We start from the raw sequence: 26,870 nt of genomic DNA on the forward strand, positions 1-26,870 counted from the left end.
CAAGAGAAAACCCGCAGAAATGCGTAATGCTGTTCAGCTTGGAAAAAACGGCGCTTCTTTCAGAAATGGGAAGCGTCTTTTTTTGGGGAGTTTTTTTTGGAAAAATCTACTCGCCCTTTTCCTGATGGGTCGTGTGTATATCCATTACTGCGGTAACGGATATGTACTCGATCAACAAAATCCAGGCCACCCCGTCAGGCCGCCTTCGCGAGCAAGCCCGCTCCCACAGGGGAACTTGGGTGACCACAGGTTTTGTGTTCACAGCAGATCAAATGTGGGAGCAAGCATGCTCCCGATGGCATCAGCACAAACAACGCTTCAACCTCTGGACAGCCGATAAACACGCTCATCCAGCCGCTTCACACCCGCCTGCAAAAACTTCCAGCTCTCTCCCAGTACATCCTGTTCCTGCAAGACCTCCAGCCGCCAGGCATCCCCCAGCAGCCGCTGCACCTCATCATCCCCGACAGAGAACGGTGGGCCAGGCATTTCATCCTGGTTGTAATCCAGGGTAATCAACAATCCGACGCCATTGGGCAAGATCTTCTGCAGATGGGCCGCATACCGCTCGCGCATCGGCAGGGGCAAAGCGATCAGCGCGGCGCGGTCGTACAGTCCCACGCAATCGACCACATCCTTCGGGCCCAGGGCAAAGAAATCACCGCAGCGAATCTCGATATCACCGGCACGGAACACCCTGAAAGCGCCCTCTTCACTCACAACCGGCTCAAGCTGATGCTCAAGGAAAAAATCCGTGGCGGCTTTTTCCGACAACTCCACGCCAAGCACTGAGTAGCCCTGATGGGCAAGCCACAGCAGATCCAGGCTTTTCCCACACAACGGCACCAGCACCCGACTGCCTTGGGCCAATCCCAATTGTGGCCAGAAACGTTGCAGGTAGGGGTTCACCTCCGGTAAGTGAAAACCAATCTGGTTCGATGACCAGCGCTTGTGCCAAAACTCGGGCTCCATGATTCACTCCAGAAAATTCGATCAAAATGGGTTAAAACTTATATTAGATTTAGATCATTGACCTGATGGAAGATGACCCCATCTTAACGCTCAGGAGTCCCTTCATGCTGCCCAGCCTGTTTATCTCCCATGGCTCACCGATGCTCGCCCTGGAACCCGGCGACAGCGGTCCGGCATTGGCTCGCCTGGCCGCTCAATTGCCCAAGCCCAAGGCCATCGTCATCGTGTCCGCTCACTGGGAAAGTAACGAACTGCTGGTCAGCGCCAATCCGCAGCCGCGCACCTGGCACGACTTCGGCGGCTTTCCACCGGCGCTGTATGAGGTGCAGTACCCCGCGCCTGGCGATCCTCAACTGGCGACGCAAGTCGCGGACATGCTCAACGCCGCGGACCTGCCGGCACGCCTCGACCCTCAACGGCCGTTTGACCATGGTGCCTGGGTGCCATTGTCCTTGATGTACCCCGAGGCCGACATCCCGGTGGTGCAGGTTTCCCTGCCCAGCCGCCAGGGACCGATGTTGCAGACACAGGTCGGCCAGGCCCTGGCGAACCTGCGCCAACAGGGCATCTTGCTGATCGGCTCTGGCAGCATCACCCATAACCTGCGCGACCTGGACTGGAACGCCGGTCCCGACAGCATCGAGCCCTGGGCCAAGGACTTTCGCGATTGGATGGTTGAGAAGCTGGCGGCCGACGACGAGACCGCGCTGCATGATTACCGTCGCCAGGCACCGAACGCCGTGCGCAGCCACCCCAGTGATGAGCACTTGCTGCCGCTGTATTTTGCCCGGGGTGCAGGGGGCAAGTTCAGTGTTGCCCATGCGGGGTTCACGATGGGGACGCTGGGGATGGACATCTATCGGTTCGATTGACCGGGTCGCTTCAATCGCGAGCAAGCTCGCTCCCACATTGGATTTTCGGCGCTCCCAAAACCTTGTGGGAGCGGGCTTGCTCGCGAATGGGACAACGCCAATCAACCTGAAGGAACACCAAACGACAGGCAAAAAAAATCCCCGAACCAGTCGGGGATTTTTCATGTTCGATCAATCAGCCCAAGAGCCGATCAATCTTCGCGATAGCGACGCAGCTTGAGCTGCTTGCCAGCCACACGAGTGTCTTTCAACTTGGTCAGCAACTTCTCCAGACCATCTTCCGGCAGCTCTACCAGGCTGAAGCTGTCACGCACCTGAATGCGGCCGATAGCTTCGCGGGCCAGGCCGCCTTCGTTGAGGATGGCACCCAGCAGGTTCTTGGCAGCGATGCCGTCACGGGCACCCAGCGCGGTACGGCAGCGAGCACGACCTTCGGCCAGCGGGATCGGCGCACGACGCTCGCGATCACCACGATCCGGACGATCACCGGTGCGCTCAGGACGATCGCCACGCGGTGCGTTGTTCGGCACCAGGGGACGTTCCTTCTCGATTGCAGCCAGGTTCAGCGCTTGGCCATTGGTGGCCTTGCGCAGCAGTGCGGCGGCCAGGGCGCGAGGGCTGCAACCGATGTCGGCGGTCAGGCGATCGAGCAGATCACCGTGGGTCGATTCGGCGTCAGCCACCAGTGGCGACAGGCTGTTGGTCAGTTTCTTGATGCGGGCATCGAGAACGGCCTGGGCGTCCGGCAGGCGAACTTCAGCTACCTTCTGGCCAGTTACACGCTCGATCACTTGCAGCATGCGGCGCTCACGCGGGGTGACCAGCAGCAGCGCACGGCCTTCGCGACCGGCACGGCCAGTACGGCCGATACGGTGAACGTAGGATTCCGGATCGTACGGCATGTCCACGTTGAATACGTGGGTGATGCGCGGAACGTCCAGGCCACGGGCAGCAACGTCGGTCGCCACAACGATATCCAGGCGGCCATCCTTGAGGGAGTCGATCACGCGCTCACGCTGGTTCTGGGCAATGTCACCGTTCAGCGCAGCGGCTTTGTAGCCTTTGGCTTCCAGGGCGCTGGCCAGGTCCAGGGTCGCTTGCTTGGTGCGCACGAACATGATCAGGGCGTCGAAGTCTTCCACTTCCAGCAAGCTGAGAACGGCAGACGTCTTCTGGTCAGCGTGAACCAGCAGGTGAGCCTGTTCGATCGCGGTGACGGTCTGGGTCTTGGTCTGGATCTTCACGTGTTGCGGATCGCGCAGGTGGCGCTCGGCAATGGCGCGGATCGATTGCGGCAGGGTGGCCGAGAACAATACAGTCTGGCGGGTTGCTGGCAGGGCCTTGAAGATGACTTCCAGGTCATCCATGAAACCCAGCTTGAGCATTTCGTCGGCTTCGTCGAGAACCAGGTGGTTCACGGTGGCCAGGACTTTTTCGTCACGACGCAGGTGGTCGCACAGACGACCCGGAGTGGCGACAACGATCTGCGCGCCATTACGGATGGCTTTGAGTTGTGGGCCCATCGGGGCACCGCCGTAAACGGCCACAACAGTAACGCCAGGCATCTGCTTGGAATAGGTTTCGAAAGCGGTTGCTACTTGCAGCGCCAACTCACGAGTTGGCGCCAGGATCAGGGCTTGCGGTTCGCGCTTGGCAGGATCGATGCGATGCAGGATCGGCAGGGCGAACGCAGCGGTTTTACCCGTACCGGTTTGCGCCTGGCCAATCATGTCGTGGCCGGCCATGATGATCGGGATCGATTGCTGCTGAATCGCCGAAGGTTCTTCGTAGCCGGTCGCAGTGACGGCAGCGAGAATGTTCGGGTTGAGATTAAAAGCGGCGAAGCCGCCGGTTTCCTGGGTCATGGGTCTGCCTCTAAGTGCATCCGCAAAGACCCATGCTCCAAAGCTGCGCATGCCGTGTTGAGACTCAAGAGTCGCCCTGGCTGCTTTGTCGGCGGGGATTTGCGAAAACGAATGAATGAAAAAGAACGTCGTGGAAGCATCCGTTGTGCGGACATGCAACCGAAGCTGACTTCGGGGAATTGCGCTACCTTGACGCGGCCCGGCTAAAGGCCGGCGCGCACTATACCGGAATTCGCCCAAAAAGGGAGCTTTTTTTATTGCCAGACACCGTTATGGGGCTCGCTGTCACAGGCCCAGGGGTTAACGGTACAACCGTTTGTTTTACAGAGGCCCAGCGTTGCGGGGATGAGGTGCTAAAACGGTTCATCTTTACCTGTGGGAGCAAAGCTTGCTCGCGATGCGGACACCGCGATTTGCGCAGGTACTGAGTTGCGTTCATCGCGAGCAAGCTTTGCTCCCACAGGGGGGGGGGTTGTCACGCCTTGGACGGGTGTCACGTTGCCGGGCGAATGGCCTTGATCAACGACTGCAACGAATAGCCCAGTCGCGGCGCCAGCCCTTCGGCCCTGGCGACCAGTCCTTGCATGTCCAGCTCCTGATCCAGGTCCGCCGGCACGATGAGGATCACATTGCCCTCCTTCACCGGCAGCTCCCAATAATGCCGGTGGTACAAGCCGCGCAACAGCGCCGCCCCCAATGGCTTGCCGTCATCGGTGGCCCACTGGTTGATCACCAGCCAGCCGCCCGGGTTGAGGCGTTTCTGGCAGTTTTCCAGGAAGCCCCAGGCCAGGTGCCCGACGCCGGGACCGACATCGGTATAGAGGTCGACGAAAATCAAGTCCGCCGGCTCGGCGCTTTCAAGCAGCTCCAGTGCATCGCCGACGCGGATGTACAGCCGCGGATCGTCATCCAACCCCAGGTATTCGATGGCCAGGCGTGGCACGTCGGGGCGCAGTTCAATGGCCTCGACATCTTCCAACGGCAGGAACTTGAGGCAGGCCTGGGTCAACGTACCGGCGCCCAGCCCCAGAAACAGCGCACTTTCCGGCTGCTCGTGACACAACGCGCCGATGAGCATGGCGCGGGTATAGTCATATTCGAGCCAGCTCGGATCGGCTGTGAACACGCAACTCTGCTCAATGGCATCGCCAAACTCGAGAAACCGGTAATCGGCCACTTCGAATACGCGAATCATGCCGAACTCGTCGTGCACCTCGGCGAGCAAATGCTCGACGCGCTCCTCTGTCATTTCATCTCCTGATGGTGACCGTGCCGGCTTGAGCCTGCGTATACGGGACAAAGGCGCGATTGTCCGCGAAGCAACCGGAGCAGGTCACGCACTAATTTGCTGATAACATGGCCGTCCAAGCGTAAATCACCTAGAGATCATGATGAGCCAACCCTGGAGCCCTGACAGCTGGCGCGCCCTGCCGATCCAGCAACAACCCCGCTACCCCGACGCCGCGCACCTGTTGCAGGTAGAGCAGACCCTGGCCAGCTATCCGCCTCTGGTGTTTGCCGGTGAGGCCCGGGAGTTGCGCCGTCAGTTCGCCGAGGTGACCCAGGGCCGGGCGTTCCTGCTGCAAGGCGGCGACTGCGCCGAAAGCTTTGCCGAGTTCTCGGCGGCCAAGATCCGCGACACCTTCAAGGTGCTCTTGCAGATGGCGATCGTCATGACCTTTGCCGCCGGCTGCCCGGTGGTCAAGGTCGGGCGCATGGCCGGGCAGTTCGCCAAGCCGCGCTCAGCCAATGATGAAACCATCGACGGTGTGACCTTGCCGGCCTACCGGGGCGATATCGTCAACGGCATCGGTTTCGACGAGAAAAGCCGCGTACCGGACCCGGAGCGGTTGCTGCAGTCCTACCACCAGTCCACCGCCACCTTGAACCTGCTGCGCGCCTTCGCCCAGGGCGGGTTCGCCGACCTGCACCAGGTGCACAAGTGGAACCTGGACTTCATCGCCAATTCGGCCCTGGCGGAAAAGTACAGTCACCTGGCCGACCGCATCGACGAAACCCTGGCATTCATGCGCGCCTGCGGCATGGACAGCTCGCCGCAACTGCGCGAAACCAGTTTCTTCACTGCCCACGAAGCGTTGCTGCTCAATTACGAAGAAGCCTTCGTGCGCCGTGACAGCCTGACCAACGATTATTACGACTGCTCGGCCCACATGCTGTGGATCGGCGACCGCACCCGTCAGTTGGACGGCGCCCATGTCGAATTCCTGCGCGGGGTGAACAACCCGATCGGGGTCAAGGTCGGCCCGAGTATGGATCCCGACGACCTGATCCGCCTGATCGACGTGCTCAACCCGCAGAACGACCCCGGCCGGCTGAACCTGATCGCCCGGATGGGCGCCAACAAGGTCGGCGAACACTTGCCGCCGCTGTTGCGCGCCGTGCAGCGTGAAGGCAAGCAAGTGCTGTGGAGCTCAGACCCGATGCATGGCAACACCATCAAGGCCAGCAGCGGCTACAAGACCCGGGACTTTGCGCAGATCCTCGGTGAAGTGAAGCAGTTCTTCCAGGTCCACGAAGCCGAAGGCACCTATGCCGGCGGGATTCACATCGAGATGACCGGGCAAAACGTCACCGAATGCATCGGCGGCGCACGCCCGATTACCGAGGACGGGCTGTCGGACCGCTACCACACCCACTGCGACCCGCGGATGAATGCCGATCAGTCGCTGGAGCTGGCGTTTTTGATTGCCGAGACGTTGAAGCAGGTTCGGCGGTGAGTCAGTAAGGCTTTCGGTGCCTGCTGGATTGCTGTCGCGAGCAAGCTCGCTCCCACATTGGATCGGCTGTGAACACAAAACCTGTGGTCACCAGAAATCCCTTGTGGGAGCGAGCTTGCTCGCGAAGGCGTCGGCTCAGTCACCATCAATCTGGGCCAATGCCACCGCCAACCGAACCCCACTCACTCGCTGGCAATTGAGCTGGACCCGCTCCAACCCCAGCCACCGGGCCATGCGCCTCAAGTTCAGCGCCAGGGCCTGCATCCCCTCCTCGTCCAGCCCCGACGCGTCCTCGTGCACGGCATGCACGGCCAACTGCCCCAGGGCCCGCTCCGCCCGCAGGTCCACCCGAGCTGCAATGCGTTCGTGGTGCAGGAACGGCAACACGTAATAGCCATACACCCGCTTGTGGACAGGCGTGTAGATCTCCAACCGGTAGCGAAAGTCGAACAACCGCTCGGTACGGCCGCGCTCCCAGACCAGCGAGTCGAACGGCGACAGCAAGGCACTGGCGGCGACTTTGCGAGGAACTTTCGCCTCAGGTCGGCACCAGGCCGGTTGTTTCCAGCCCTGCACCTGGCAGCGCAGCAGCTCTCCGGCCTCCTCCAACTCAGCCAGGCGCCCACGGCTGTCGGCCGGAGCGAGGCGAAAGTAGTCGCGCAGATCTTTCTCTGTGGCAATGCCCAAGGCGTCGGCTGCATGTAGCAGCAAGGCGCGTTGGGCCTGGGCCTCGTCCGGCAACGGTTGCTGCAGGATCGAGGCCGGCAGGACCCGTTCGGGCAAGTCGTAGAGCCGCTCGAACCCGCGCCGCCCCGCCACCGTGACTTCACCCGCGGCAAACAGCCACTCCAGCGCATGTTTCTCCGCACTCCAGTCCCACCAAGGCCCGGCCTTCTCCTGGCGCGTGGACAAGCTGCCAGCACCCAGGGCGCCCTGCTCCTGGACCGACGCCAGGACACGGCGGATGACATCCTGGCGTTCTTGGCCGAAACGCGCCAACTGCTGATAAATCCCTTCGCCACCCGACGCCCGATTCATGCGCCAGCGCATCAACGGATACATCGACATCGGCAGCAGCGACGCTTCATGTCCCCAGTATTCGAACAGCGTACGACGTCGGCCCTGGCTCCAGGCTGCTTGATCGAGCAAATCGCGATTGTAGTGACCGAGGCGGGAGAACAGCGGGAGGTAATGCGAGCGCACCAACGCATTGACTGAGTCGATCTGCAGGACGCCGAGGCGTTCGATCAGGCGGTTGAGGCGTGAGGGTTGCACCGAAGCTGGCGGCGACCGCCCATCGAATCCTTGGGCGGCCAACGCCAGACGCCGGGCCTGTTTGAGGGTAAAGGACAGAGTCGCGGGCATGGAGATCTCCTTCTCTGCTCGCAACCTACCTCACCAATAAGGGGTTTGTGTAGGAAAGGATGGCTCATTTGTGCATTGGGTCGTCCCAGAATGGCCGAACCACTTCCTGTTCCACGTCGGCACGACTCACGCCAATGTCCTTGAGCGCCTCGTCGCTCATTCCGGCCAGCAGTTCGCGTTCGTGGTGCAATTCGTACCAGCGACTAAACTTGTGCAGCAGGGCGCTGACGGAAAAGCCGTGGGAGAGTTTGTCTATCAGTAGATAACCTTTTTGACCTTTCATCGTGATGTCCTCCGTTGGGGATGGATCAAGTCTCGCGCTAACGATAAGATCAATCCAACGAATGTTTCTTATGCAATACATCTCGGAGATTGATCAATTGTCGAGTTACCCGAGCATCGATACGGAAGTGCTGCGTACCTTTGTCGCCATCGCCGACCAGGGCGGTTTCACCCGGGCCGGGGAATTGGTCAATCGCACCCAGTCTGCCGTGAGCATGCAGATGAAGCGGCTGGAAGAAGACGTATTGCAACGCCGCCTGTTCGAGCGTGACGGACGCCAGGTCAAGCTCACCGCCGAAGGCCAGGTGCTGCTGGGCTACGCTCGGCGGATCCTCAAGCTGCACAGCGAGGTGTTCAATACCCTGCGCGAACCGCACATGGTCGGCACGGTGCGCATCGGCACGCCGGACGATTACGTGATGCGCTTTCTGCCTGGCATCCTGCAACGCTTCGCCCAGTTCTACCCGCTGATCGAAATTGAAGTGCACTGCGAATCGTCCAAGCAGTTGCTGCTGCGCCAGGACCTGGACCTGTCCATCGTCACCCGCAAGCCAGGGGACGAAATCGGCCAGTTGCTGCGCAAGGAGCGTTTTGTCTGGGCCGAAGCCGCCTGCTTCAACGTCCATGAACAAACACCGCTGCCGCTGGCGATGTTCAACAGTGACTGTTTCTGCCGGCAATGGGCCTGCAATGCGCTGGATGCCATGGGGCGCGATTATCGCGTGGCATACAACAGCTCGAGCCTGTCGGCGCTCATGGCGGTGGTGGGCGCCGGCCTGGCAATCACGGCGCAACTGGAAAGCCTGCTGACCCCGGACATGCGCGTACTGGGCGAAGCTGAAGACCTGCCGGAACTGCCCGAGGCCAGCATCATGCTGATCCGCAACCTGCATAACCCCTCGCCGATCACCGAGTGCCTGGCCGAGCACATCGTCGAAGGCTTCAAACTTTAAAGGCGAGCAGCACCGCGCACAGCACCAGGAAACCGCAGAACAGCCCGCGCAACAGCCGCTCCGGCAAGGCGTGGGCGACTTTCACCCCCCAACTGATGCTCAGCAGGCCACCGACGGCCAGCGGCAGGCCGATGCTCCAGTCCACCTCATGGTGAAACGCATAAGTGGCGAGGGTCACGCCGGTACTGGGCAAGGCCAGTGCCAGGGATAACCCTTGGGCGACCACCTGGCTGGTGCTAAAGATGCTGGTCAGGATCGGCGTCGCGACCACGGCCCCGCCAACCCCGAACAGACCGCCCATGGTGCCGGATGCTGCCCCCAGTACGGCGAGCCATGGCCAGCCATAACGCATCTGCGCCGAAGCCGGTGCATTGGCGGCGAACATGCGGGCCAGGTTGTAGAGGGTCAGCGCGATCAGGAACGCGACGAAGCCGATCCGCATGCTGTTCGCGTCGATCCCCACGGCCCAGATCGAACCAAGCCAGGCAAAGCAGAAACCCATGGAAGCCAACGGCAGGACATGGCGCAATTCAATGCGATTGCGCTGGTGATAGCGCCACAACGCGAGCATCACGTTGGGCACCACCATGACCAGCGCCGTACCTTGGGCCAGTTGCTGGTCGAGGCCGAACCAGACGCCCAGCACCGGAATGGCAATCAGGCCGCCACCGATCCCGAACAATCCCCCCAAGGTACCCAACACGGCACCAAACACCAAAAACAGCACAAATTCGAACAAGACGATTCCCCTTTCATCAGGGTGCTTATCCTACGCAGTCGGCGCCAGCGGGGAAACGTAACATCTGTGCAGACGTCAGAATTATCTGGCGCATTAAAGATTCGCCCGCTAGATTCGTAACGATCATTGATTGAAGGTTTTGCCATGAACACCCTGCGCGACACCCCCGAAGCCTGCGAAGCCCTGCTGCTCGACAACCAGGTCTGTTTCGCCCTGCACTCCACCTCACTGCTGATGACCAAAGTCTACAAGCCGCTGCTACAGGCCCTGGGCCTGACGTATCCGCAATACCTGGCGATGATGGTGTTGTGGGAAAAGGACGGATTGACCGTCGGTGAAATCAGCACACGTCTGCTGACAGACCCCGGCTCGCTGACGCCACTGCTCAAGCGCCTGGAGGCCGAAGGCCTGCTGAGCCGCACCCGCAGCCGTGAAGACGAACGCGTAGTGATTGTCGAACTCACCGAACAGGGTCGCGCCCTGCGCGAAAAAGCCCTCGACATCCCCCAGTGCATCCTCGCCGCCAGCGGCCTGACCCTGGAGCAGTTGAAGAAGCTGCAACTTGACCTGCAGGCACTGCGCGGGCATTTGCAAGACAGCCTCTGACTTACCTCCAACTGACCCACCGCTATCGCGAGCAAGCTCGCTCCCACACTTGATGCTCAGTGACTATAAATCTGCGTTCGACGCAAATCTAATGTGGGAGCGAGCTTGCTCGCGATGGCGGCAGTCCTGCCGCTCCCTGATCTGTAACTCGCCCATCTAAAATTTTTATGCTGCGCTTAAACGCTCTAGATCAAGGGTTACACGCCCTTTCAGCGGCGCAAATTCAACTCGCTTCGAAAATTTATATTGCGCACTAAATATTAGCGCTATACATTCTCCTCACACCTACTTAGCGCGCAAACATTTAGCGCAACAACACCAATCCAGAAACGAGGCTCTCATCATGCAAACTCTCTACACCGCAATCGCAACCTCCACCGGCGGCCGTGATGGTCGTGCGATCTCCAGCGACAACATCCTCGACGTCAAACTCGCCACGCCCAAGGAACTCGGTGGTGCAGGCGGTGCGGCAACCAACCCTGAGCAACTGTTCGCCGCCGGCTACTCGGCCTGCTTCATCGGCGCACTGAAATTCGTGGCCAGCCAGAGCAAACGCAAGATCCCGGACGACGCCTCGATTACCGCCCATGTCGGCATCGGCCAGATCCCCGGCGGTTTCGGCCTCGACATCGACCTGCACATCAGCCTGCCAGGGCTGGACCAGGCCGACGCGCAAAGCCTGGTGGATGCGGCTCACCAGGTCTGCCCGTACTCCAACGCCACCCGCGGCAACGTTGATGTGCGCCTGCACGTCACCGTCTAACCACCGACCCTGGACCCGAACCTAAGGAGATGCACATGAACACGCTCAGCAAAGCCTTGACCGCCACCCTTCTCGCCCTCGGCGTCAGCAGTGCCTTCGCCGACGGCATCGTCGAACACAACACCCAGGCGTTTCTCGACGCGCTGAATGCCGGCACCGGCAAGCCCCTGGAGCAACTGTCACCCAAGGACGCTCGCGCCGTATTGGTGGGCGCCCAGGCAGGGGTGAAACTGACCTTGCCCAAGGCCGACGTCAGCGAGAAAACCATCCAGGTCGAGGGCCAACCGATCAGCCTGACCATCGTTCGCCCGGCCGGGGTCAAGGGTGAGTTGCCCGTGTTCATGTTCTTCCACGGCGGTGGCTGGGTATTGGGTGACTTCCCGACCCACGAACGCCTGGTTCGGGATCTGGTGGCGGGCTCGGGCGCTGTCGCGGTGTTCGTCAACTACACGCCCTCACCCGAGGCGCATTACCCGGTGGCGATCAACCAGGCCTACGCCGCCACGAAATGGGTGGCCGAACACGGTAAGCAGATCAACGTCGACGGCAAGCGCCTGGCCGTGGTGGGCAACAGCGTCGGCGGCAACATGGCGGCGGTCGTGGCCTTGATGGCGAAGGACAAAGGCACGCCGGCGATCCGCTTCCAGGCATTGCTGTGGCCGGTGACCGATGCCAGCTTCGAGACGGCGTCCTACAACCAGTTCGCCGAAGGGCACTTCCTCAGTAAAAACATGATGAAGTGGTTCTGGGACAACTACACCACCGACGCCGGGCAACGCAGCCAGATCTATGCCTCGCCGTTACGCGCCAGCACCGCACAACTCAAGGGCCTGCCGCCCGCGCTGGTACAAACTGCCGAGGCCGACGTCCTGCGCGATGAGGGTGAAGCCTATGCCCGCAAGCTGGACGCAGCCGGTGTACCCGTCACCGCCGTGCGCTACAACGGCATGATCCACGACTATGGCTTGCTCAACGTGGTCAGCCAGGTGCCGGCGGTACGTTCGGCGATGCTGCAGGTGTCGCAAGAGCTCAAGCAACACCTGAAGTGACTTGTGATGAAACACTGTGGGAGCAAGGATCAATCCCCTCACCACAGACCCCATCCTGTCCCTTGGCCTGAACATGATCCGCAGGCATAAAAAAGCCCGACTCAATGGTCGGGCTTTTTCATACACAAGGCTTCGCTTATTTAGCGCGGCCTTTGTAGGAACCGCCTTCGCGGGTATCGATCTCGATCATGTCGCCGATTTCGATGAAGTCAGCTACCGACAGTTCGGTACCGTTCTTCAGTTTGGCAGGCTTCATCACCTTGCCGGAAGTGTCACCGCGAGCGGAGCCTTCGGTGTAGTCAACCTGACGCACGATGGTGGTCGGCAGCTCTACGGAAACCAGGCGCTCTTCGAAGAACACGGCTTCGCAGACGTCGGTCATGCCTTCTTCGATGAACGGCAGAACGCTTTCGATGTCTTCGGCGTTCAGCTCGTACATGGTGTAGTCAGTGGTGTCCATGAACGTGTAGGTGTCGCCGCTGATGAAGGACAGGGTCGCTTCTTTGCGGTCGAGGATCACGTCGTCCAGTTTGTCGTCGGCGCTGTAGACGATCTCGGTCTTGTAACCGGTCAGCAGGTTCTTCAGCTTGGTCTTCATGATCGCGCTGTTACGACCCGACTTGGTGAACTCAGCTTTCTGAACCAGCCAAGGATCGTTTTCGAGACGGATCACGGTCCCGGGTTTCAGTTCTTTACCAGTTTTCATTGCGAATATCCGAATTTGGATGGGATTTACAAAAATCTAGGCCGCGTATCATATCCAATTTACATAAAACTTCACCAGCGCTGCGGCAAGATCGGCTCGCGAGGCCTGTTCCAGACACCACGCCTGGGCATGTTCGGCCAGTTCCTGCTGCTGTTCACGGGTGTCTTTCCAATGTTCAGTCATCTCCTGGCCGGCATTCCAGGCCCGCCAAAGACCGCTGATCGCTTTTTGCGCCGCCTGGGAAAGCCCCTGGGTGTAGAGCCTGAGAAACGCCTCGAGTTTTTCCAGGTGGACGTCTTCTTCCTGCTGGTAGATGTGCCAGAGCAACGGCCGGCCGGCCCATTGGGCGCGCACGAAGGAATCTTCGCCACGCACGGCGTTGAAATCGCAACACCATAACAATTGATCGTACTGGTCCTGGCGGATGAACGGCAATACCTGCACCGTCAGTGCGCCGCGTCGATGTACCGCACCGACCGCCAGGCCGTCGACGCCAAGCCAACGCTCGACATCACCCAGTACCCGCCCTTCGGGAACCAGCACATGAAACGCCTGGGCATCAGCGGCCATTGCGTCAAACCAGCTCGCCAGCCCGGCGTTCTCATAGGCAAACAGCGAGATAAGGCAGGTATTCGGCGCCCGCTCGACGCCCAGACCTTGCAGGAACATTCGTTGCGCCGCGGCATCCTGCTGGAATTGCCGGCGGCGTTCCAGAAGCCCCGCCTCACGCAGCAGGCCACCTGTTCCTTCCTGGAAGCCCGGGAAAAAGAAATATTTCTGCACGTGCTTGTACTTGACCGACGGTAGGCCGTGGCAACCGATCACCCAGTCCTCGGCGCTCAAATAATCAAGGTTCATCCACAGGGGCGTCGTCTGGCGCGCCGCCATCGCATCCATGTAGGCGCTCGGCAGTTGGCAGGCAAACGCAGCGATCACCACGTCGGCGGCGTCGGTGGGCGCCCACTCCCCAGGCCAGTGACACACTTGCACACCCTGCTGCCATTGCTCGGACAGGGTGACGTCGATTTCCGGACACAACCGTTCGAAGGCACGCAGGTCATCGACCCATAGCCGCACCGCGCATCGATGTTCGGCCACCAACTGCCGAGCCAGGCGCCACGTGACACCAATGTCGCCAAAGTTATCGACGACGGTGCAAAAAATATCCCAACGCACGGTCATTCCCGACTCCCTGTGGCAAAGGCCTGATTGTCCCGAATAAACCGATCACGCAGAAGAGCCGACGGCGATTAATCTTCATGCGACAATCATCGCCTGCCCATGACTCTGCCAGGAAGCAGCCATGCCCGATCACTCGACACCCTCGCGCCTCACGGCTTTGCAATTGACCTTCAGCATCGCCCTGGGCCTCTGGCTGGGGTTCCTCGCCATCGTGTTGACGAGCTGGCTGCTGTCCAGATTTCTGTTCAATGAACAACTGGCACCCGTGGCCGCCGCCGTCCATCAACTGGCGCAACCACCGGCGGTGCAACCACCCCCAGAGCCGCCCACACCGATGTTCGAGCAGTACCAACAGAACCTGCAACGGAACGAGCAGCGCCAGGCGCTCGATCAGGCCCGCAACAATCCGCGCAACCTGTCCAACCCCAAGTGCCAGTTCTGGCTGCAACAGGACCAGAATGCGCCCAGTGAAAAAAGCCGCGCCAACGTTCTGCAATTCTGCGAATGACCATGAACAAACAGACCGTCCACCAGTTGATTCTCGACAAGCTCAAGATTGATCTCGACATCGCCGAACGCGCCGCGCAGACCGCCTACGAAACCGCGACCCACGAAGAAAACATCGCCGAGAACAAGTACGACACCCTGGGTCTCGAGGCGTCCTACCTCGCCGCCGGACAAGCCAGGCGCGTGGAAGAAATCCGCCAGGCCCTCACCCTCTGCCAGAACCTGACGCTAAGGCCTTACGACGAGCAGCGCGGTATTCAGGTCGGCACCTTGATCGGCCTGGAAGATGAGGACGGCCGTCAGCAATGGCTCTTCCTGGGGCCGGATGCGGCGGGCTTGAAGGTCTCGCTGGTGGGCCAGCCGATCACTGTCATCACCCCTCGCTCACCGCTGGGCCGCGGCCTTCTGGGCAAGTTCGAAGGGGATGAAGTAGAGATCGTGGTAGCGGGCGCCCGGCAACAGTTCGCTGTCACCGAGGCGATCTAGAAGGGTCTTAGTGCACCGGTAGTTCGACGCCGTCGAACAACTCTTCGAGTTCTTGCTTGTTGTGGCACTGGATGGCCTTGGCCATGACTTCCCGGGTCAGGTGCGGTGCAAATTTCTCGATGAAATCGCACATGAAACCCCGCAGGAAAGTGCCACGACGGAAGCCGATCTTGGTCACGCTGGATTCGAACAACTCGCTGGCATCCAGCACCACCAGGTCGCTGTCGAGCTTGGTATCGACGGCCATCTTCGCGACGATGCCCACGCCCAGGCCCAGGCGAACGTAGGTCTTGATCACGTCGGCATCGGCGGCGGTGAACACTACTTTCGGCGTCAGGCCACGATGGCTGAAGGCTTCGTCAAGCTTGGAACGACCAGTGAAACCGAATACGTAGGTCACGATCGGGTATTCGGCCAGGGCTTCGAGGGTCAGCTTCGGCAGCTTCGTCAACGGATGGCCCTGGGGCACGACCACACAGCGGTTCCAGCGATAGCACGGCATCATCACCAAATCCCCGAACAGTTCCAGGGCCTCGGTGGCAATGGCGAAATCCACCGTGCCGTCGGCCGCCATCTCGGCGATCTGCATTGGCGAGCCTTGGTGCATGTGCAGCGCCACGTCGGGGTATTGCTTGATGAAGTTGCTGATCACCGGCGGCAGCGCATAGCGGGCCTGGGTGTGGGTAGTGGCGATCGACAGGGTGCCCTTTTTCTCGTTGGAGAACTCCTGGGCGATCTGCTTGATGCTTTCGACCTTGCGCAGGATCTCGCCAGCGGTGGTGATGATGCGCTCGCCGGCCGGAGTCACGCGGGTCAGGTGTTTACCGCTACGGGCGAAGACTTCGACGCCCAGTTCATCTTCCAACAGGCGGATCTGCTTGCTGATGCCAGGTTGCGACGTGTAAAGGCTTTGGGCAGTAGCGGAAACGTTGAGGTCGTGGTGCGCCACTTCCCAGATGTAGCGCAGTTGTTGAAGCTTCATATGTATCCCTCAAAGCAGTTGGACGCCACGGGCATCAGCGACGGTATATAACTATATGAAAGGTTACGACAATAAATCTAGAACTTTTTATAAAAAGCCATCATTTAGCCTCAAGCCTCTCCCTGGCGTCGACGCTGTACCAGCGGTACCAGGTAGACCGGTACCCGGGATAACTGCAACACCCGTGCAGCGGTTCTGCCCAAGGGGGTCTCACCGCTTGCCCCTTGGCAATGACTGCCTACGATCAGCAAGTCGACAGAGAGTTTCGCAGCCTGCTCCAGGATGACCTGGGAAGGATCGCCCTGGTACACCCTGACCGACTTGATCAGTTGCAAATCCTGCTGCCCGTCTCCCAACTCCTCGCGGAAACTGTCGAGCACTCGCTGTTCGATATTGGCCATCACCGTATTCAGACCTTGGCGATGAAATTCGTTCAGCGCCTGTTCATCGAGATAGCTCTGCAACACCGACTCGGCGAACAGCCCCATCGGTTCCACCGCATGCACCACATACAACTCGGCTTCAAACGTCCGTGCTAACGCCAAGGCATGCTGCATCACATAAGGGGCGTACAGGCCCAGGTCTGTGGCGTACAGCATCGAACGAATCATGTGACCTCCTCGCGTGCCAAAATGGCGGAGATTGATTCAGCTTAGCAGCGCCTCGGGGACTGCGACGTGCGGCTTGACGTCCCGGACCAAGGGCAGTCAGGGCTTCATTTCGTTACTGATACCGTGGGGCACGTGACCGGTGGCGACCACCTCTCGGGCCAGTTCGCAATGGCCGGTCTGGTCATCGAAAAAAACATCGGCGGCGAACGCTTCGAGGAAGGCCGATTTGGTCAGGCCGCCCAGGAACAACGACTCATCCAGGCGAATATCCCACTCACGCAAGGTCCGGATGACCCGCTCGTGGGCCGGTGCCGAACGGGCCGTCACCAGCGCCGTACGAATGGGACAGGCGTCCTCGGGAAACTCGCGCTGCAGTGCATTGAGCGCCGCCAGGAACCCCTTGAACGGCCCGCCTCGCAGTGGCTCGCGGGCGGCCTGTCGCTCGCTGGCCTGGAAGGCTTCCAACCCATCGGCCTGATAGACGCGCTCCGATTCATCGGAAAACAGCACGGCATCGCCGTCGAAGGCAATGCGCAGCTCCTCGCTGGCCGCGCGACTGGCACCACCCGACAGGATGGTCGCGGCGGCAAACCCGGCGTCCAGGGCGCTGCGCACGTCTTCAGCGTGGGTCGACAAAAAGAGATCGCAACCGAACGCCTTGAGGTACGGGTAAGGACTGCGGCCGCCAACGAAAGCCGCGCGCGAGATCGCCAGCCCGTAATGATGAATCGAGTTGAACACTCGAAGGCCGGTGTCGGCGCTGTTGCGCGAAACCAGAATCACCTCGACTCGGGCGCGCCCCAGGTGCTCGTTGAGGTTCAGCAGCTTTTGCACCAGGGCGAAGGCATCACCGGGTGCCAGGACTTCGTCTTCATGCTCGATCTGGTACTGCCGATAGGCTTCGACGCCACTGGACAAATACACCTTGTGGCTTTCCCGCAGGTCGAACAACGCCCGCGACGAAATCGCCAGCACCAGTTTGTCGTCGATGTTGTTTGCCATACCGCTCCCCTTTCGCCCGCTCAGCGGTTATATCGGTCCACGAACGCTAACGCCTGATACAAGGCTTCGATTTTCGGCAGCTCACACCCTGCCGCTTTCGCAGCCGCCAATGGCCGGCCGTAGATCGCGTCCAGTTCCAGCGCACGCTTGTGGGAATAATCGTGGTACATGCTCGGCCAGTAGTCGGGCATCTTCTCGGTCATCGTGAACAGATACTCGGCATAACCCGGCACGATGTGATGCCCGCAGGCTTGCGCACCGCGAACCACCTCCCCCATCAGTGCCTGGATCAATTCGCGGCTATGGTCGTTGGCCATCAACGGCGTGGTACTGGCGCCCAACAGAACCGAAAGACCGTTGTACGGCACATTCCACACCAGCTTCTGCCAGCGGGCCTGTTGCAGGCCCGGCATGGCCTGGGCATCGATACCGGCGTTGCGGAACAACGTCGCCGCCTCTTCGACGATCACCATGCGTTGTGCCTGGTCGGCGCAAGGCCCACTGTGATAACCGACGTTGACCGCGCCGAGGGCCTGGTGGGTGACGACACCAGGGCCGACGCGATGCACGCAGATCAGGCACAGGCCACCCAGCAGGTGCAACGAATCGGGCAACAAGGGTCGAAGATCGTCTTCGACATCCAGGCCGTTCTGCAGCAACAGGACTTTTGCCCCGTCAGCAGCAGCCTGGGTAATGGCCGGGGCCAGCTCGGCATTGCTGGTGGTCTTGGCGCCGACCAGCAGCCAGTCGCAGGGCGGCATGTCGGCTGCCGAGCGATACGCCTGGACGGGGTTGAGGGCCAGCGTACCGTGAACCGCGCTGTCGATCCGCAAGCCGGCTTCGGCCACGGCAGCAAATTCGCTGCGCAGTAAAAAGTGCACGTCAAAACCGGCACGCGCCAGCATCACGCCGTAGAACCCACCGATCGCCCCGGTGCCGATCATCCCGATCCGCGGTTTCACGCCTGCCTGCATCTTTGCAACTCTCCTGGTAAAAGTCCCTGCACACTATCAGCGCGAGCGGCATGGCATGCAATCATCATTACATCTGCTCACGAATCTGCTTCAGAGCCATCCCCAAGGCCTGCTCCCCAGCCTTTAGGGCATTAAACCCGACCCAGCCCATTGTCGAGCCACCTCGTAACGCGATAAGGTTCGGCTCCCCGACGCGCTTAAAATCCGCTGTGCACCGCCGCGCGGGGATCGCTGGCGGCCGGCACCCGTGACCTGACGAGTAACACGATGGCTGATTTACCGATCAACGACCTTAACGTCGCCTCCAACGAGACCCTCATCACGCCTGACCAGCTCAAGCGCGATATTCCCCTGAGCGACGCTGCCCTGCGCACCGTGACCAAGGGCCGGGAAGTCATCCGCAACATCCTGGACGGCACCGATCATCGCCTGTTCGTGGTCATCGGGCCCTGCTCGATCCATGACATCAAGGCCGCCCACGAATACGCCGAGCGCCTGAAAGTGCTGGCTGCGGAAGTCTCCGACACCCTGTACCTGGTCATGCGGGTGTATTTCGAGAAGCCTCGGACCACCGTCGGCTGGAAAGGCCTGATCAACGACCCGTACCTGGATGACTCCTTCAAGATCCAGGACGGCCTGCACATCGGTCGTCAATTGCTGCTGGACCTGGCGGAAATGGGCCTGCCCACGGCCACCGAAGCGCTGGACCCGATCTCGCCGCAATACCTGCAGGACCTGATCAGTTGGTCGGCCATCGGCGCGCGCACCACCGAATCCCAGACCCACCGCGAAATGGCCTCCGGCCTGTCGTCGGCAGTGGGCTTCAAGAACGGCACCGACGGTGGCCTCACCGTGGCGATCAACGCCTTGCAGTCGGTCTCCAGCCCACACCGTTTCCTGGGCATCAACCAGGAAGGTGGCGTGTCGATCGTCACCACCAAGGGCAACGCCTACGGTCACGTGGTACTGCGCGGTGGCAATGGCAAGCCGAACTACGATTCGGTCAGCGTCGCGCTGTGTGAACAGGCGCTGAACAAAGCCAAGATCAAGCCGAACATCATGGTCGACTGCAGCCACGCCAACTCCAACAAGGACCCGGCACTGCAACCGCTGGTGATGGAGAACGTGGCCAACCAGATCCTGGAAGGCAACCAGTCGATTATCGGCCTGATGGTCGAAAGCCACTTGAATTGGGGCTGCCAGGCCATCCCGAAAGACCTCGCCGACTTGCAGTACGGCGTCTCCATCACCGATGCCTGCATCGACTGGAGCGCCACCGAGAACACCCTGCGCAGCATGCATGCCAAGCTCAAGGATGTTCTGCCGAAGCGGCAGCGCGGCTAAAAAGGATCGCAGCCTCGTTGCACTCGACAGCTCCTACACGCTCCTACGTAACTTCTACACATATTTGGAGCGGGGATGTAGGAGCTGGCGAAGCCTGCGATCTTTTGCTTTCCTCAAGACATAAAAAAACGCCGGGCTCTTCAGCTCGGCGTTTTTTATTGGGAATCCGTTTTCTCAGAGTTTCGCCGCGTGCCGCTGGTGACGCTCCATGTAGCGCTCCACGTAGGAACAGGATGGGATCACCGTATAGCCCATTTCTTCAGCGTACTGCAGCGCACTTTCGGTCAACGCCGCCGCGATGCCCCGACCGCGCAAGGCGTTGGGCACGAAGGTGCGATAGATATCCAGGGTCTGCTTGCCCAGGTCCATATAGGTCAGATAGGCACGATGACCGTCCACATTGGTCTCGAACTGATGACCAGCCTGGTCATGGTGGATGGTAACCGCCTCGCTCATCACTACTCCTCGCGGGTCTGAATGCCGACCCCTACCTTACCGATGTTTTTCCGGCGAAGGAACATCTACGCCACCCCGTGCCTTCCTGGTCACCGAGCGCCAAAACCGATCCGCTCAAACCCGAGCACGTCGTGAATAGTAGGCACCAATGACGCAAATGCTCAAGGCACGCCTGTCATCGAAGGGGTAAACCTCGTCCGGTTTATCGATTGAGCGCCATCGTCGCGCTGTAGTCGGTCACGGTGCAATAGCTGAACATCGCCAGTTGTTGAGTCTTGAGACGAGCGCGCGTAGTTAAAGTCACCGCCAATACCAATAAAGATGCCTGGGGCATTGCACAAAAAATGTACAAAAGTGTAGGTGAATCAATAAACAACGGTGTTAGCGAGGGCTGCCAGAGTTCTCCGTCGCCACGGAACTTTTTTTCGTTGACGCGCTCCAGCAAAGGGCTTCGGGCTGTATATTTTTTAAACACCCCTTAGAAAAGTTGCTCGAAAAAGAATCACCGCCTACAATTTTTTTGCTTCTTGCGCTACGTCAGTTTACTTACTACAAGTAATGGGTAGTATGTACGCCGGCTAACTCCTCAGTCTGGGGAGACAGTCACTAATAGAATGTCCTTGAAGGGGAACACGATGAACAACGTTCTGAAATTCTCTGCTCTGGCCCTGGCCGCAGTTCTGGCTACCGGTTGCAGCAGCGCATCGAAAGAAACCGAAGCACGTCTGACTGCTACCGAAGACGCAGCAGCTCGCTCCCAGGCTCGTGCAGACGAAGCTTACCGTAAAGCTGATGAAGCTCTGGCTGCTGCTCAAAAAGCACAACAGACTGCTGACGAAGCTAACGAGCGTGCTCTGCGCATGCTGGACAAAGCTAGCCGCAAGTAATAGTCCTTCGGGATTGTTATCGAGCCGACCCATTTTTGGGTCGGCTTTTTTTTTGGGTTCGAGAGCTATTGCCCGGTGTTTTCCCAAGCAATAAAAAACCCGCCGACATCGCGAAACGTCGGCGGGTTGTTGTCGAGTCTTTTACTGCTGCAAGTCGATCGGCGCGCTCGTGACCATCGGTGCCGAGGTATTCGGAACAGCGATTTCCACCGGCATGCCATCTTCGGCCGCCACCACGTCCCGCACCACGTCCCAGTTCATGCGCAAGTTGCTGGTGATGTCTTCACGCTTGAGCATCGCGTTGATCACTGAGGTGTGCTTGTCCACCACCGACGGGTTGCCCTTGTCGTCCAGCGGTGTGTGAGCTTCCAGGTACACCTTGCCACCGCTCAAGCCCAGCTTGTAGGGGTCGTTGATGATCCGCACCGATGTCCCCACCGGCACCATGCCGGCCATTTCCAGCACGTTGTTGTTGAACATCCGGAAGCAACCGTGGCTGGTCCGCATGCCGATGCCGAACTTCTTGTTCGAACCATGGATCAGGTAGCCCGGGGTGCCCAGGGTGAACTTGAACGGACCCAGCGGGTTATCCGGGCCGGCGGGCACGACATTCGGCAGCGGGTCGCCGTCAGCGGCGTGTTCGGCCTTGATCGATGCCGGCGGGGTCCAGGTCGGGTTCGGCGTCTTGGCGATGATGCTGGTGTGGGCGATCGGCGATCCCCAGCCCTCACGCCCAATCCCCAGCGGGAAGGTGTAGACCACGTTCCGCCCCTTGGGGAAATAGTAGAGACGGTACTCGGCAAGGTTGATCACGATGCCCTCGCGCGGACCCGGCGGCAGGATGAAGCGAGTCGGCAGCACGATCTCGGTGCCTGCGCCCGGCAACCAGGGATCGACCCCGGGGTTGGCGGCGACCATCTCGCTGTAGCCCAGGTCATAGGTGGTACCCAGGTCGGCGAAGGTGTCTTCGTATTTGGCCTTGATAACCTGCACCTGGCCAACGATGTCTTCACCCGGCGGTGGCAGAGGCAGCTCCAGGGCGGCAACGGGGCCCGCCATACACAGGGCGGCAAGAGACAGGCAGCGGGCGACGGCAGGCAAGCGCGGCAACATCCGGGAAATCCTTCGCAGATCGAACAAGGGGTTATGAAAACGGCGATTGTACACTGCCACTTGTTATTTCGGGGAGAGCGGTACAGAGGCGTCCGATGTGAAGCATTGTTTCAGGCATTCACATCTATGGATGGTTCGACCAAATCCCTGTGGGAGCGAGCCTGCTCGCGATAGCGGAGGGTCTGCTTGCATTAATGTTGAATGTGCTGCCGCCATCGCGAGCAGGCTCGCTCCCACAAGGGACATGTCGAAATCTGGGAAACTACAACTCGAACCGCAGCTCCGGCCAGATTGGCGAGGTGCCGCGTTTCTGGGACTCCAGGATCGCCCGGCACAACGAGCACAGGCGATGATCCTGGAAAATCTTGCGATCGACGCTCGACCAGCGTGGCTGGGCCGGCAGCAGGCTGCCGCAGAGGGTCCGGTCGGCCGAGCCACCGAGTTCCAACTGCCGGGTCACCAGGTGCACCCGTACTTCCTGGCAGGCGAACAGATCCAGCTGCTCGTCAGGCTCGATCAGTTGGTAGGCAAACAGGGACCAGGCGGGACGCGGCATCGGGGGCTCCAAATCGGGGGCGCCACATTAGCCGAAAGCCCGCCGGTAGAAAAGCGTCAAAGCAGCGGTTTCAGTGTCGGCCAGACATTTTCCAGCAACTTGCCCTGGGCCGCGACGGACGGGTGCAATCCGTCGCCTTGCATCATGGTCGGGATGCCACCGACGTCCTTGAGAAAAAACGGCACCAGCGGGACTTTTTTCTCCTCGGCCAGGGTGCTGTAGACCCGGGCAAAGGCATCGGTGTAGCGCCGTCCGTAATTGGGTGGCAGTTGCATGCCCAGCAAAAGTACCTGGGCACCGCTGGCACGAGCGCTGTCGATCATCGCTGCAAGGTTTTGTTGCAATTGTGTTGGCGGCTGTCCGCGCAGGCCATCGTTGCCGCCCAGTTCCAGGATCACCAGGTCCGGCTTATGGGCTGCAAGCAGCGCCGGCAGCCGCGCCTGGCCTCCGGCACTGGTGTCGCCACTGATGGAAGCATTGACCACTTTATCGTCAAAACCCTCGGCCTTGAGCCGTTGTTCGAGCAACGACACCCACCCTTGCCGGGTATCCAGGCCGAAAGCCGCGCTGATACTATCGCCAACGATCAGGACTGTACCCGCCGCTGCGTTCTGGGCCATGCACATCAAGGCCAGGCCGGCACTCAAAAACCACACACGCATCGGATTCTCCATGGGCTCAAGCATTCTCACCGCGACGGACCTTAGCAAAGTGGTCTCCAGCGCGGAAGGTGAACTGACCATCCTGCACGAACTCAGCCTGGAACTGAACAAAGGCGATAGCCTGGCCATCGTCGGGGCGTCCGGTTCCGGCAAATCCACTCTCCTGGGCCTGCTGGCCGGCCTCGACCTGCCCAGCAGCGGCGAGGTGACACTCGCCGGCCAAGCGCTCAGCGCTCTGGATGAAGACCAGCGTGCGCGGATCCGCGCCGAGCATGTCGGCTTCGTCTTCCAGTCGTTCCAGTTGCTCGACAGCCTCAATGCACTGGAAAACGTCATGCTGCCGCTGGAACTTGACGGGCGCAAGGATGCCCGCGAACGGGCCACGCAACTGTTGCAGCGCGTCGGCCTGGGCCAGCGCCTGACCCACTCGCCACGCCAGCTCTCCGGCGGCGAACAGCAACGCGTGGCGATTGCCCGCGCCTTTGCCGCCGAGCCCGACGTGCTGTTTGCCGACGAACCCACCGGCAACCTCGACAGCCATACCGGCGAGCGCATCAGCGACCTGCTGTTCGAATTGAACAAGGAACGCGGCACGACCCTGGTGCTGGTGACCCATGATGAACGCCTGGCCCATCGTTGCCGGCGCCTGATCCGACTTGAAGCCGGCGAGATGGTCGCCCCTCTGGAGCCTTGATGGCACGCTTGCCGCTGTTGCGCCTGTTCAGTCTCGCTGTCCGTCAATTGCTTCGCGATGCCCGCGCCGGTGAGTTGCGGGTGTTGTTCTTCGCCCTGCTGGTGGCGGTGGCGGCCAGTACCGCCATCGGTTACTTCGGTGCCCGCCTCAACGGCGCGATGATGATGCGCGCCACCGAGTTCCTCGGTGCCGACCTGCTGCTCGAAGGCAGCTCCCCCGCCCGCCCGGAGCAGATTCGCAGCGGCATCGAACTGGGGTTGGAACACGCCCGGGTGGTGGAGTTCTCCAGTGTTGTGGCCACCGACAATGGCATCCAGCTGTCCAGCGTCAAGGCGGCCGATGACAGCTACCCATTGCGCGGCGAGCTGAAAAGCACCCCCACCCCGTTCGCCCCGGAAGAAATCGGCGGACGCCCGAACCCTGGCGAGGCCTGGGTCGAAGCACGACTGCTGACGGCACTGGAGCTGAAGATCGGCGACAGCATCGACGTCGGCAACCAGACCTTGCGCCTGAGCCGCGTGCTGACTTATGAGCCCGATCGCGCCGGCAACTTCTACAGCCTCACCCCGCGGGTACTGATCAACCTCAAGGACCTGGAGGCCACCGGCGTGGTCCAGCCGGGCAGCCGTGTCAGCTATCGCGACCTGTGGCGCGGCCCGGCATCGGCGCTGCAAACCTACCGCGACCTGGTCAAGCCAGGCCTTGAAGCCAACCAGCGCCTGCAGGATGCCCGCGACGGCAACCGGCAGATCGGTGGCGCCCTGGGCAAGGCCGAACGCTACCTGAACATGGCCAGCCTGGTGGCGGTGTTGCTGTCCGGTGTCGCCGTCGCGCTCTCGGCCAACCGCTTTGCCACCCGACGGTTCGACGCCAGCGCGCTGCTGCGCTGCCTGGGCCTGTCACGCCGGGAAACCATGGTGCTGTTCAGCCTGCAATTGACGGTGTTGGGCCTGCTCGCCAGCATCAGCGGCGCCCTGCTCGGCTGGATCGCCCAACTGGGCCTGTTCGCCCTGCTGCATGACCTGCTGCCCACCACCGTTCCGCCGGGTGGCCTGCTGCCGGCGATCGCCGGGATCGGCACCGGGCTGGTGGCCCTGGCGGGGTTCGCCCTGCCGCCATTGGCTGCGCTGGGCCGGGTACCGCCGTTGCGCGTGCTGCGCCGGGACATGCTGCCGATCCCCTCCAGCTCCTGGGTGATCTACGGTGCCGCGCTGGGCGCCCTGGGCCTGATCATGTGGCGCCTGAGCCTGGACCTGGTCCTCACCTTCGCCCTGCTGGGTGGTGGCGTCGTCGCCGCGCTGGTGCTCGGCGGCTTGTTGTTGCTGCTGCTCCAGAGCCTGCGTCGCCTGTTGGCCCGCGCTTCCCTGCCCTGGCGGCTGGGCCTCGGCCAATTGCTGCGTCATCCCTTGGCCGCCGCCGGCCAGGCCCTGGCGTTTGGCCTGATCCTGTTGTCCATGGCGTTGATCGCGTTGTTGCGCGGCGAGCTGCTGGACACCTGGCAAAACCAGTTGCCAAAAAACGCCCCGAACTATTTCGCGCTGAACATCCTGCCCAACGACAAGCAGGCCTTCACCGACAAGCTGCTGGCATTGTCGGCGCAATCGGCCCCGCTCTACCCCGTGGTACCCGGGCGCCTCGTCAGCATCAATGGCGAACCGGCCACAGAGTTCGTCACCAAGGACTCTGCGGGTGACCGGGCGCTGCAACGTGACTTGAGCCTGACCTGGGCCGCGGACCTGCCGACGGGCAACATCGTCACCGCAGGGACCTGGTGGCCGCAGCAACCACCGGACGATATCCCGGGGGTTTCGGTGGAAGGCAAAGTGGCCGAGAACCTCAAGATCAAGCTGGGCGACCGCCTCGTGTTCAGCGTGGGTGGCGTCAACCGTGAAGCGAAGGTCACCAGCCTGCGGGAGATCAACTGGGACAATTTCCAGCCCAACTTCTTCATGATCTTCCAGCCAGGCACATTGAAGGATCTGCCAGCGACCTATCTCACCAGTTTCTACCTGGCGTCGGGCCACGACCAACCGATCGTCGACCTGTCCCGGGCCTTTCCGGCGGTGACGATCCTGCAAGTCGAGGCCCTGCTCGAACAACTGCGCAGCATCCTGGCCCAGGTGACCCTGGCGGTGGAGTATGTGTTGTTGTTTGTACTGGCAGCGGGGATGGCGGTGTTGTTTTCCGGCCTGCAGGCGACCCTCGACGAGCGCATTCGCCAAGGTGCGCTATTGCGTGCACTGGGCGCCGAACGGCCCTTGCTGGTCAAGGCCCGGCGCATCGAGTTCGGCCTGCTGGGCGCGGTCAGTGGCCTGCTTGCGGCCCTGGGTTCGGAGCTGGTGAGCCTGGTGCTTTACCGGTACGCCTTCGACCTGCCCTGGCATCCGCATCCATGGCTGTTGGCATTGCCGCTGCTGGGGGCCTTGTTGATCGGCGCGGCCGGGGTGTTTGGCACCCGTCGAGCGCTCAACGCCAGCCCGCTGACAGTATTGCGCGAGGGTTGA

Annotated in this window: 28 protein-coding genes; 12 read left to right on the forward strand and 16 right to left on the reverse strand. The window is 60.9% G+C overall.

Features of this window, described 5'->3' with window-relative positions:
• Positions 1-318: 318 nt before the first annotated feature.
• On the reverse strand, positions 319-972 hold the full coding sequence (locus tag F7R20_RS21315; RefSeq protein ID WP_003199409.1) for a thiopurine S-methyltransferase: 654 nt from the start codon (positions 970-972) through the stop codon (positions 319-321).
• 104 nt (positions 973-1,076) lie between these two features.
• Here F7R20_RS21315 and F7R20_RS21320 point away from each other — a divergent pair, with 104 nt between their 5' ends.
• A complete protein-coding gene (locus F7R20_RS21320) occupies positions 1,077-1,844 on the forward strand; it encodes a DODA-type extradiol aromatic ring-opening family dioxygenase (RefSeq protein ID WP_003199407.1) in 768 nt (255 codons plus the stop codon).
• Positions 1,845-2,035: 191 nt separating this feature from the next.
• Here the strand turns inward: F7R20_RS21320 and F7R20_RS21325 are convergent, their stop codons facing one another.
• Positions 2,036-3,709 carry a DEAD/DEAH box helicase gene (locus tag F7R20_RS21325; RefSeq protein ID WP_003199404.1) on the reverse strand — a complete coding sequence of 558 codons (1,674 nt, stop codon included), beginning with the start codon at positions 3,707-3,709 and terminating at the stop codon, positions 2,036-2,038.
• Between the two features lie 493 nt (positions 3,710-4,202).
• The gene (locus tag F7R20_RS21335; RefSeq protein ID WP_003199402.1) at positions 4,203-4,958 is read right to left on the reverse strand and encodes a spermidine synthase; all 756 of its coding nucleotides are present in this window, start codon (positions 4,956-4,958) and stop codon (positions 4,203-4,205) included.
• Between the two features lie 142 nt (positions 4,959-5,100).
• Between F7R20_RS21335 and F7R20_RS21340 the strand changes: the two genes are divergently transcribed.
• Positions 5,101-6,447, forward strand: coding sequence for a class II 3-deoxy-7-phosphoheptulonate synthase (locus F7R20_RS21340; RefSeq protein ID WP_003199400.1), 1,347 nt, complete (start codon positions 5,101-5,103; stop codon positions 6,445-6,447).
• 135 nt (positions 6,448-6,582) lie between these two features.
• On the opposite strand, the gene F7R20_RS21345 is transcribed toward F7R20_RS21340, so the two are convergent.
• Positions 6,583-7,812 carry a winged helix-turn-helix domain-containing protein gene (locus F7R20_RS21345; protein ID WP_003199396.1) on the reverse strand — a complete coding sequence of 410 codons (1,230 nt, stop codon included), beginning with the start codon at positions 7,810-7,812 and terminating at the stop codon, positions 6,583-6,585.
• Positions 7,813-7,876: 64 nt separating this feature from the next.
• A complete protein-coding gene (locus tag F7R20_RS21350; RefSeq protein ID WP_003199394.1) occupies positions 7,877-8,095 on the reverse strand; it encodes a DUF1127 domain-containing protein in 219 nt (72 codons plus the stop codon).
• Positions 8,096-8,192: 97 nt separating this feature from the next.
• Here F7R20_RS21350 and F7R20_RS21355 point away from each other — a divergent pair, with 97 nt between their 5' ends.
• Positions 8,193-9,047: a LysR substrate-binding domain-containing protein gene (locus F7R20_RS21355; protein WP_027912697.1), complete on the forward strand. Its 855-nt coding sequence runs from the start codon at positions 8,193-8,195 to the stop codon at positions 9,045-9,047.
• Here the strand turns inward: F7R20_RS21355 and F7R20_RS21360 are convergent.
• Complete coding sequence (locus F7R20_RS21360; protein WP_003199392.1) at positions 9,037-9,786, reverse strand: sulfite exporter TauE/SafE family protein; 750 nt, start codon at positions 9,784-9,786, stop codon at positions 9,037-9,039. The genes F7R20_RS21355 and F7R20_RS21360 overlap by 11 nt on opposite strands.
• Before the next feature lie 144 nt (positions 9,787-9,930).
• On the opposite strand from F7R20_RS21360, the gene F7R20_RS21365 reads away from it, so the two are divergent.
• The 3 genes from F7R20_RS21365 to F7R20_RS21375 all read left to right on the forward strand — a co-directional run bounded on the left by F7R20_RS21365 (position 9,931) and on the right by F7R20_RS21375 (position 12,204).
• On the forward strand, positions 9,931-10,392 hold the full coding sequence (locus F7R20_RS21365; protein WP_003199391.1) for a MarR family winged helix-turn-helix transcriptional regulator: 462 nt from the start codon (positions 9,931-9,933) through the stop codon (positions 10,390-10,392).
• A gap of 343 nt (positions 10,393-10,735) precedes the next feature.
• Entirely contained in the window at positions 10,736-11,155 is a 420-nt protein-coding gene (locus F7R20_RS21370) for an organic hydroperoxide resistance protein (RefSeq protein WP_003199389.1), read from the forward strand.
• A gap of 35 nt (positions 11,156-11,190) precedes the next feature.
• Positions 11,191-12,204 carry an alpha/beta hydrolase gene (locus tag F7R20_RS21375; RefSeq protein WP_003199387.1) on the forward strand — a complete coding sequence of 338 codons (1,014 nt, stop codon included), beginning with the start codon at positions 11,191-11,193 and terminating at the stop codon, positions 12,202-12,204.
• A 136-nt stretch (positions 12,205-12,340) separates the two neighbouring features.
• Here the strand turns inward: F7R20_RS21375 and F7R20_RS21380 are convergent, their stop codons facing one another.
• Positions 12,341-12,910, reverse strand: coding sequence for an elongation factor P (locus F7R20_RS21380; RefSeq protein WP_003199385.1), 570 nt, complete (start codon positions 12,908-12,910; stop codon positions 12,341-12,343).
• Between the two features lie 48 nt (positions 12,911-12,958).
• Positions 12,959-14,092 (reverse strand): elongation factor P maturation arginine rhamnosyltransferase EarP, encoded by a 1,134-nt coding sequence (gene earP, locus F7R20_RS21385; protein WP_003199383.1) that lies wholly within the window; start codon positions 14,090-14,092, stop codon positions 12,959-12,961.
• 121 nt (positions 14,093-14,213) lie between these two features.
• Between earP and F7R20_RS21390 the strand changes: the two genes are divergently transcribed.
• Positions 14,214-14,600, forward strand: a complete 387-nt coding sequence (locus F7R20_RS21390) for a hypothetical protein (RefSeq protein WP_003199380.1) — start codon at positions 14,214-14,216, stop codon at positions 14,598-14,600.
• A gap of 2 nt (positions 14,601-14,602) precedes the next feature.
• The gene (locus F7R20_RS21395) at positions 14,603-15,085 is read left to right on the forward strand and encodes a GreA/GreB family elongation factor (protein WP_003199378.1); all 483 of its coding nucleotides are present in this window, start codon (positions 14,603-14,605) and stop codon (positions 15,083-15,085) included.
• Positions 15,086-15,092: 7 nt separating this feature from the next.
• Here F7R20_RS21395 and cysB read toward each other — a convergent pair whose 3' ends face one another.
• The 4 genes from cysB to F7R20_RS21415 form a co-directional block, all read right to left on the reverse strand.
• The gene (gene cysB, locus F7R20_RS21400) at positions 15,093-16,067 is read right to left on the reverse strand and encodes an HTH-type transcriptional regulator CysB (RefSeq protein ID WP_003199376.1); all 975 of its coding nucleotides are present in this window, start codon (positions 16,065-16,067) and stop codon (positions 15,093-15,095) included.
• 110 nt (positions 16,068-16,177) lie between these two features.
• A complete protein-coding gene (locus F7R20_RS21405) occupies positions 16,178-16,678 on the reverse strand; it encodes a universal stress protein (RefSeq protein ID WP_003199370.1) in 501 nt (166 codons plus the stop codon).
• Between the two features lie 96 nt (positions 16,679-16,774).
• Entirely contained in the window at positions 16,775-17,680 is a 906-nt protein-coding gene (locus tag F7R20_RS21410; protein WP_003199368.1) for a 5'-nucleotidase, read from the reverse strand.
• A gap of 20 nt (positions 17,681-17,700) precedes the next feature.
• A complete protein-coding gene (locus F7R20_RS21415; protein ID WP_003199366.1) occupies positions 17,701-18,654 on the reverse strand; it encodes a putative 2-dehydropantoate 2-reductase in 954 nt (317 codons plus the stop codon).
• Positions 18,655-18,921: 267 nt separating this feature from the next.
• Between F7R20_RS21415 and F7R20_RS21420 the strand changes: the two genes are divergently transcribed.
• On the forward strand, positions 18,922-19,998 hold the full coding sequence (locus F7R20_RS21420; RefSeq protein ID WP_003199364.1) for a 3-deoxy-7-phosphoheptulonate synthase: 1,077 nt from the start codon (positions 18,922-18,924) through the stop codon (positions 19,996-19,998).
• Positions 19,999-20,172: 174 nt separating this feature from the next.
• Here F7R20_RS21420 and F7R20_RS21425 read toward each other — a convergent pair whose 3' ends face one another.
• Positions 20,173-20,454: a GNAT family N-acetyltransferase gene (locus F7R20_RS21425; RefSeq protein ID WP_003199362.1), complete on the reverse strand. Its 282-nt coding sequence runs from the start codon at positions 20,452-20,454 to the stop codon at positions 20,173-20,175.
• A gap of 635 nt (positions 20,455-21,089) precedes the next feature.
• On the opposite strand from F7R20_RS21425, the gene oprI reads away from it, so the two are divergent.
• The gene (gene oprI, locus F7R20_RS21430) at positions 21,090-21,341 is read left to right on the forward strand and encodes an outer membrane lipoprotei OprI (RefSeq protein ID WP_003199355.1); all 252 of its coding nucleotides are present in this window, start codon (positions 21,090-21,092) and stop codon (positions 21,339-21,341) included.
• A 141-nt stretch (positions 21,342-21,482) separates the two neighbouring features.
• Here oprI and F7R20_RS21435 read toward each other — a convergent pair whose 3' ends face one another.
• From F7R20_RS21435 to F7R20_RS21450, 3 genes are all read right to left on the reverse strand, one after another.
• Positions 21,483-22,454 carry a L,D-transpeptidase family protein gene (locus tag F7R20_RS21435; RefSeq protein WP_003199349.1) on the reverse strand — a complete coding sequence of 324 codons (972 nt, stop codon included), beginning with the start codon at positions 22,452-22,454 and terminating at the stop codon, positions 21,483-21,485.
• A gap of 262 nt (positions 22,455-22,716) precedes the next feature.
• Entirely contained in the window at positions 22,717-23,010 is a 294-nt protein-coding gene (locus F7R20_RS21445; RefSeq protein ID WP_003199347.1) for a hypothetical protein, read from the reverse strand.
• 56 nt (positions 23,011-23,066) lie between these two features.
• Positions 23,067-23,672, reverse strand: a complete 606-nt coding sequence (locus F7R20_RS21450) for an arylesterase (protein WP_003199345.1) — start codon at positions 23,670-23,672, stop codon at positions 23,067-23,069.
• A 10-nt stretch (positions 23,673-23,682) separates the two neighbouring features.
• On the opposite strand from F7R20_RS21450, the gene F7R20_RS21455 reads away from it, so the two are divergent.
• Both F7R20_RS21455 and F7R20_RS21460 read left to right on the forward strand, forming a co-directional pair.
• Positions 23,683-24,366 carry an ABC transporter ATP-binding protein gene (locus F7R20_RS21455; protein WP_003199342.1) on the forward strand — a complete coding sequence of 228 codons (684 nt, stop codon included), beginning with the start codon at positions 23,683-23,685 and terminating at the stop codon, positions 24,364-24,366.
• Entirely contained in the window at positions 24,366-26,870 is a 2,505-nt protein-coding gene (locus F7R20_RS21460) for an ABC transporter permease (RefSeq protein WP_003199340.1), read from the forward strand. The genes F7R20_RS21455 and F7R20_RS21460 overlap by 1 nt, the downstream gene beginning before the upstream one ends.

Origin of the sequence: Pseudomonas brassicacearum subsp. brassicacearum (genome assembly GCF_008801605.1) — a bacterium.
Taxonomy (GTDB): domain Bacteria; phylum Pseudomonadota; class Gammaproteobacteria; order Pseudomonadales; family Pseudomonadaceae; genus Aquipseudomonas; species Aquipseudomonas brassicacearum.